Genomic DNA, 6748 nt, shown 5'->3' on the forward strand with positions numbered 1-6748 from the left:
CTGGAGGTCAGCGGGGGGTGGACGACGGACGCTCGGCGTCGAGCAGGCCGAGCAGGTACTGCCCGTAGCCCGACTTCACGAGCCGCTGCGCGCGCTCGGCGAGCTCGGCGTCGGAGAGGAAGCCGGCGCGCCACGCGACCTCCTCCGGGGAGCCGACCTTGAGGCCCTGGCGGAGCTCGATCGTGCGGACGAAGTCGGTGGCGTCGCGCAGCGAGTCGAAGGTGCCCGTGTCGAGCCACGCCGTCCCGCGGGGGAGCACCTCGACCTGCAGGCGACCCTGCTCGAGGTAGGTGCGGTTGACGTCGGTGATCTCGTACTCGCCGCGGGCCGACGGCTTCAGGTCACGCGCGATCGCGACGACGTCGTTGTCGTAGAAGTACAGCCCAGGGACGGCGTAGGAGGACTTCGGCGCGGTCGGCTTCTCCTCCAGCGAGAGCGCGCGCCCGGAGGCGTCGAACTCCACGACGCCGTAGGAGGTCGGGTCGGCCACGCGGTAGGCGAACACTGCAGCGCCCTCGATGCCGTTGAACCGCTGCAGCGTGCCGCCGAGGCCGGGGCCGTAGAAGATGTTGTCGCCGAGGACCAGCGACACCTCCTCGGATCCGACGAAGTCGGCGCCCAGGACGAACGCCTGCGCCAGACCGTTGGGCTCCGCCTGGACCGCGTAGGAGATGGAGATGCCGAACTGCGAGCCGTCCCCGAGGAGACGCTCGAACTGCGACGCGTCGTGCGGTGTCGTGATCACCAGCACGTCGCGGATCCCGGCGAGGATCAGCGTCGACAAGGGGTAGTAGATCATCGGCTTGTCGTACACGGGCACGAGCTGCTTGCTCGTTCCGAGGGTGATGGGATGCAGTCGTGTGCCAGATCCGCCGGCCAGGATGATTCCACGCATGTCGCCATTCTTGCAGCCCGGGGCGGTGCGGCGGGCACACCCCGTGCCGTCGCGTCAGGCGGTGCCGGCGCGCTCCTGCTCCAGCAGCCGCGCGCGGCGCACCTCGTCGGCGGCGACGTCGGCGTCGAGGACGACCGCCGAGCCGTCCCCGGCGAGCAGCTCGAGCGTGCGCAGCACGACCGTGCGGGCGTCGCCCGTGACGACGGCGCGGGACGGAGGCAGGGCCGCCCGCACGAGCGCGTCGTGCGCCACGACGGCGTTCCCGTCGTCGAGCGCGTCCGCGCGGGGGTCGCGCGGCGCGACGAAGCCCAGCACGTCCCCGTACGTCATGGTGGCCGACGCGGCGTCGACGGCACCGGCGGGCAGGTCGCCGGGCCAGCGGCGCGCGAGGGCCGGCAGCGCGACCGCCACCAGGTCGCGCGCCCCGGGGTGACGCGACGGCTCGGACGTCACCACCAGGTCGACGGGACCCGTCGCACCGGGGAGCACGACGCACGCGCCCGCGCGCCACACGGCGAAGCACCACACGACGGTGCGCCAGTGCGCCGGCAGGTCGACGAGGACGCGCGTGCCCGGGGCCGCGTCGAACTCCTCGACCAGGAGGTTGGTGGTCTTGGTGACCCAGTTGGCCAGCACGGCCCCCGACAGCTCCACACGCTCGCCGTCGACCGCGTACCAGGTGACGCGGGGGCGGCCCGGCTCGCGCTGGACGAGGGCGAGGACGTCCTCGAGGCTCGTGGGAGGGGTGGCAGGGGACGCGGCGGGCACGTGCCCGAGGCTAGTCGACCGGCTCGTCCGCGCCGCTCACAGCGGTCGGTACAGGACGATGTCGGCCTGGCCGTCGGGACCGACCGTGGCGGCGTGGTGGAGGATCTCGGCGTCGGTGGTCCGCAGGGGCGCGCCCCCGTGCAGCAGGTGCACCTCGAAGCCCGCGGCGCGGTACCCGGCGAGCACGTCCTGCGGTCGCACGCCGCGCTCCACGAGCGCGGCGGGCCACAGCTCCGCGACCACCACCATCTGGGGGTTGGCCGCGATCGTGCGGGTCATGCCCTCGAGGACCTCGGCCTCGAAGCCCTGCACGTCGATCTTCACGACGTCCACGCGCCCGCGCGTGACGTCGTCGAATCGGCGCATGGGGGCCTGCACGTCGTCGGGCGCGGACGTGAGGCTCACGCGCGTGTCGCCGATGTTGTGCTCCGTCGAGCGCAACGAGACGCGCGCCTCGTGCGCGCCGAGCGCGATCGCGTGGACCTCCACCGCCGGAGCGAGGCCGGCCACGTTCCGTCGCAGGACGGGGACGATCGCGGGGTGCGGCTCGAAGGCCAGGATGCGTCGTGGCGAGCAGGTCGTCGCGATGAGACGGGTGAAGTACCCGACGTTCGCCCCGACGTCGACGAAGGTGGCGCCGGGACGCACGACGCGACGCAGGAGCGCCCCCACGGCCGGCTCCCACGTCGCGTGACCTCGCAGGTAGGGGAGCATGATGCCGTCGTCGGCGTGCAGCAGCAGGGGACCGGCGTCCGTGCGGACCCGGGTCGTGCCCGGCACGTCGGGGTGGGCCGCGGGCCGGTGCAGGCGGCCCCGGGTCCGGGGCGTGCGGTCGCCCGTCATGCGTCACCTCCGGCGGCGTCGCCGGAGGTGACGTGCGCGGTGGCGACGCGTCGGGCCACCCGTGCCACGAGCTCGGCGGCGGCGGGGTCCTCCGCGTCCGCCGCCAGCGCGTCGGGACGGCGGACGAAGAGCTCGGTCAGGCTCACCTCGACGTCCTCGCCCGCCTCGGCCCTGCGCAGCAGGTGCTGGCCGCGGAACCGGACGGTCCAGGTCGCGGGGTCGTCGGGTCGCACGTGGCAGCGCGCGGTCGTCCAGTCGTCGGCCCCCGGGTCCCGGCCCACGTCGATCGTCCACCCGTGCCGACGCGCGCCCGCGACGACGACGTGGCGCGCGGCGCCGTACCGGGCGTTCTCGACGAGGCGGGACGTGCGGAACGCGTCCAGCTGGTCCGGCACCTGGGGGAAGCGCTGCCGGACGAGGCGCCAGCCGCGGCCCTCGACGGGACCGGTCACGTACCGGCCGAGCCCGTCGGTCCCCCCGGTCGTCGGGACGCCCCCGGACCGGACCGCCAGCGCGCGGGGTGCGAGCCGGGTGTGGAGCCCCGAGGCACGGGCGCGCAGCGACCAGTCCGCCGTCGCGGTCGCGAGGTCGGGGTAGGCGGTGTCGAGAAGGCCGACGGTGGCGACCGCCGCGGTGCTGAAGGCGGTGCAGGCGCCCACGACGAGCGGGACGTCGAACGCGTCGTCGCCCATGGCCTCGCCCAGGACGGCCGCCAGCCAGTCGACGGCATCGCGCTCGACGTACCGGTCGGCGGCGTCACCCAGGTGGATCGAGTACTCGCCCGCGTCGTCGGACCAGGCGCAGACGCACGCGACGTCCGTGCCCGCACCCTGCCGGAGCGCAGCGACGGCGCCACCGGCGAGCACCAGCCCCGCGTCGGCGAGCACCACCATGTCGTGCCCGCAGGCCCGTGCCGCGGCGAGCGCCAGGTTGCCCGCGGGGACGGCCCCCAGCGGTCGCGGCGACCGGTAGAGGGAGGTCCCTTCCTCCCGGCACAGGGTCGTCAGCGTGTCGGCCGGACCCGCGTCGGGGCGGTCGTCGAGGACGAGCACGTCGACACCGCGGCCGTCGACGTCGTGCAGCCTCCGGGCCGCGCGCACACCGGGTCCGGGGTCGGTCGTGCCGTCGACGACGAGGCACACGAGGGTTCCCGTGGTCATCGCGCGAACGGCGCGACCACGCGCGACAGCGCACGGGCGAGGCGGTAGGAGCGGGAGGCGCGCAGGGCCGCCAGGTCGTGGCGCTCCTGGGACAGCAGCAGCTGCAGGTTGCCCACCTCCGCGCGCAGCCGGAGTGCGTCGGCCTCGAGCGTGGTCGACCGGTCGAGGGCGTCGGCGAGCCGGGCCCGGGCGGCCTCGGCATCGACGAGCGCCTGCTCGAGGCTGAGGTCGGCCAGCAGCTCGGGGGAGAGTGTCCGCCGGTCCGTCGAGTCCTGGTTCACGTGGGCTCCTGCCGTGAGGGCGCGCCGGTGCGTCTCCGGCATGCTAGCCGCCGCCCTCGCGGACGGGGCAGCACCCCCGATGGGCACGGCTGACGCACGCGCCGGGAGCGACACTCCGGGGAGTGCCAAGTTCACCCGGGAGGATTCGGGCATCTAGCACGTCTCCGGTTGACGATGACGAACGACACGCGTGTAATTCTTGAGAACTGGTTCGATGACGTGACGTCGCGGCCTCCGCGCCGCACCACCGGTCGGACGCGTGGTCTGCACCGCACGACGACGCACCGGCAGGACCACCGACCGGCACGAGCACACCGAGCACGACATCCGCGGAGGCACGTATGTGGCACCTTCTCGACGACGAGAGCTTCCCCACCGACGTCGCCACGCCCGCTCCCGCCGGCAACGTCCTCGCCCTCTTCGGCGCGCCCGAGGACGACGGCCCCATGGGGTGGCAGGAGCGTGCGCTGTGCGCACAGACGGACCCCGAGGCGTTCTTCCCCGAGAAGGGCGGCTCCACGCGCGAGGCCAAGAAGGTCTGCACGCAGTGCGAGGTGCGGGCCGAGTGCCTGGAGTACGCGCTCGAGAACGACGAGCGCTTCGGCATCTGGGGCGGGCTGTCCGAGCGCGAGCGCCGCAAGCTGAAGCGGCGCGTGGTCTGAGCCGGCACGCGTGCGGGCGAGGTCCGGGGCGCGACGCGCCCGGACCGCCTCCGGGAGCACGCGCCGCCGCGACGGCATGATGGCGCGAGCATGACTGACACGCTGTCCCCTGTGGACCCCATCACGACCGCAGCGGTCCCGGTGACGACACCGGTCACCGCCGTCGTCGTGACCCGTGGCCGCACGGCCTACCTCGAGACGACGCTGCGCGCCGTCGCCGAGCAGGTCCGCCGACCGCTGCGCGTGCTCCTGGTGGACGTCGGGCCCGAGACCGGCCCGCCGCTCGGACCGGTCCTCGACGCGGCGTTCGCGGGCGTCGCCGCACCCGCACCCCGGCTCTCGACGGTGCGCGCGCCGCAGGCCCGGACGTTCGGCGACGCGGTCCGCACGGGTCTGGCCGTCCTCGCCGAGGCCGTCGACGAGCGTCCGAGCCCCTGGCTGTGGCTCCTGCACGACGACAGCGCGCCGGCGCCCGAGGCGCTCGCGCGCCTGGTGCGCACGGTCTCGAACGCGCCGTCGGTCGCGGTGGCCGGCTGCAAGCAGCGGACCTGGACCGACCCCGAGCGCCTGCTCGAGGTCGGTGTGCGCACGACGCTCTCGGGCCGGCGCGTCACCGACGTCGAGCCCGGGGAGCTCGACCAGGGGCAGCACGACGGGCGCACCGACGTGCTCGGCGTGGGTCTCGCGGGCTCGCTCGTGCGGCGCGACGTCTGGGACGTCCTCGGCGGTACCGACCCGGCGCTCGGCCCGTTCGGCGACGGCCTCGACCTGTCGCGCCGCGCGCGGCTCGCCGGGCACCGCGTGGTGGTCGTGCCGACGGCGGTCGTCCGGCACGCGCAGGCCGCCTACCACGGGCTGCGTCCCGCGCGCGGCGGGCCCGCGGGCGCCGACGACGGCGTGGCCGACGTGGACCTCGACGGTGACGGTGAGCCCGACGCCGCGGACCCGACGCGCTCGTTCGCGGGCCGCCGCCGCGCGCTGCTGCACTCGCGGCTCGCGTGGGCGCCGCTGCCCCTCGTCCCCCTCGTCGCGCTCGTCATGCTGGGCGCGGCCGTGCTGCGCGGGCTCGGGCAGCTCGCGGGCAAGCGGCCCGAGCTCGCCGTCGCCGAGCTGCGCGTGGCCCTGCTCATGCTGCTCCGACCCGGTCCCGTCGTGCGTGCGCGGCGTCGCTCGCACGTCACCCGCGTCGTCCCGCGGCGCACGCTGCGGCCGCTGCAGGCCGCGTGGCGCGACGTGTGGCAGCAGGCGCGCGACCGCCGCCTCGCGCGCCGCGAGTCCCGCCGTGTCGTGCGGGCGCCGAGCGAGCTCGAGCTGCGCGAGCTCGCCGTCCTGGCCACGCGCCGGCGCCTGGTCGGTGCCGTGCTGGTCGGCGGCCTCGCGCTGCTGAGTGCCGTCGCCGTCGGCCGGCTCGTCGGCGTCGTGACGTCCGGTGGCTCGCTCGTGGGCGATGCCCTCGCCCGCGCGACCACGGACCTCGCGGACGTGTGGACGGCCGCCACCTCGGGCTGGGTCGCGGGCGGGCTGGGCGCGCCCGGGCCCGCCGACCCGCTGCTGGTGGTGCTCGTGCCCGCGGCCGCGCTGCTCGGCGGCGACCTCGGTGCCGCGGTCGGCGTCGTCGTGCTGGGGGCCGTCGTGCTGTCCGGACTGGGTGCCTGGGCGGCGGCCGGTGCCGCGACGCGGTCGGTCGGGGTGCGCGCCTGGGCGGCGTGCGTGTGGGCGAGCGCGCCCGCGCTGCTGCTCGCGGTCGGCTCGGGCCGCCTGGGCGCCGTCCTGGCCCACGCGGCGCTGCCGTGGGTCGCGCTGGGCATCGCACGCGCCGTCGGCGTGCAGCGCGTGGACCAGGTGCTCCCGGGCGTCGCGACGGCCGTGCGCTCCGAGGCCGACGCCCACGCCGACGCCCTCGCCGCCGCGCGGGCCGAGGAGGCGGCGGTGCGCCGGTTCGGGCTCGGGGGCCCCGAGACGGGCCGGCACGCCGCGCCCGACGTCACCGGTGACGCCGCTGCGGTGCACGCCGAGGTGGACGTCGCCACCCCGGTGCGCGGCATCGCGGTACCCCACCCGCGTGGGCCCGCGTCCGGCGCGCTGCCGCTCGCACGGCCCCGGCGGGTGGTGACCGAGGCGACCGAGGTGCCGCAGGAC

Annotated in this window: 7 protein-coding genes; 2 read left to right on the forward strand and 5 right to left on the reverse strand. The window is 76.0% G+C overall.

Annotation, left to right across the window (positions count from 1 at the left end; genetic code table 11):
* Window positions 1–7: 7 nt before the first annotated feature.
* Genes rfbA through H9657_RS18290 form a run of 5 tightly spaced genes read right to left on the reverse strand, consistent with a single transcriptional unit; the run spans window position 8 to window position 3947 of the window.
* A complete protein-coding gene (gene rfbA, locus H9657_RS18270; RefSeq protein WP_191784866.1) occupies window positions 8–895 on the reverse strand; it encodes a glucose-1-phosphate thymidylyltransferase RfbA in 888 nt (295 codons plus the stop codon).
* Window positions 896–949: 54 nt separating this feature from the next.
* Window positions 950–1663 carry a TIGR03089 family protein gene (locus H9657_RS18275; protein WP_191784867.1) on the reverse strand — a complete coding sequence of 238 codons (714 nt, stop codon included), beginning with the start codon at window positions 1661–1663 and terminating at the stop codon, window positions 950–952.
* A gap of 36 nt (window positions 1664–1699) precedes the next feature.
* Window positions 1700–2506 carry an FkbM family methyltransferase gene (locus tag H9657_RS18280; protein WP_191784868.1) on the reverse strand — a complete coding sequence of 269 codons (807 nt, stop codon included), beginning with the start codon at window positions 2504–2506 and terminating at the stop codon, window positions 1700–1702.
* A complete protein-coding gene (locus H9657_RS18285) occupies window positions 2503–3666 on the reverse strand; it encodes a glycosyltransferase family 2 protein (RefSeq protein WP_191784869.1) in 1164 nt (387 codons plus the stop codon). The genes H9657_RS18280 and H9657_RS18285 overlap by 4 nt, the downstream gene beginning before the upstream one ends.
* Window positions 3663–3947 (reverse strand): hypothetical protein, encoded by a 285-nt coding sequence (locus tag H9657_RS18290; protein WP_191784870.1) that lies wholly within the window; start codon window positions 3945–3947, stop codon window positions 3663–3665. Before H9657_RS18290 ends, H9657_RS18285 begins: the two co-directional genes overlap by 4 nt.
* A gap of 341 nt (window positions 3948–4288) precedes the next feature.
* Here H9657_RS18290 and H9657_RS18295 point away from each other — a divergent pair, with 341 nt between their 5' ends.
* Entirely contained in the window at window positions 4289–4609 is a 321-nt protein-coding gene (locus H9657_RS18295; RefSeq protein ID WP_318241597.1) for a WhiB family transcriptional regulator, read from the forward strand.
* Window positions 4610–4699: 90 nt separating this feature from the next.
* On the forward strand, window positions 4700–6748 hold a 2049-nt coding region (locus H9657_RS18300; RefSeq protein WP_191784871.1), incomplete at its 3' end, for a glycosyltransferase.

The sequence above is a fragment of the Cellulomonas avistercoris genome, assembly GCF_014836445.1.
In the GTDB taxonomy this organism is placed as follows: Bacteria; Actinomycetota; Actinomycetes; order Actinomycetales; family Cellulomonadaceae; genus Cellulomonas; species Cellulomonas avistercoris.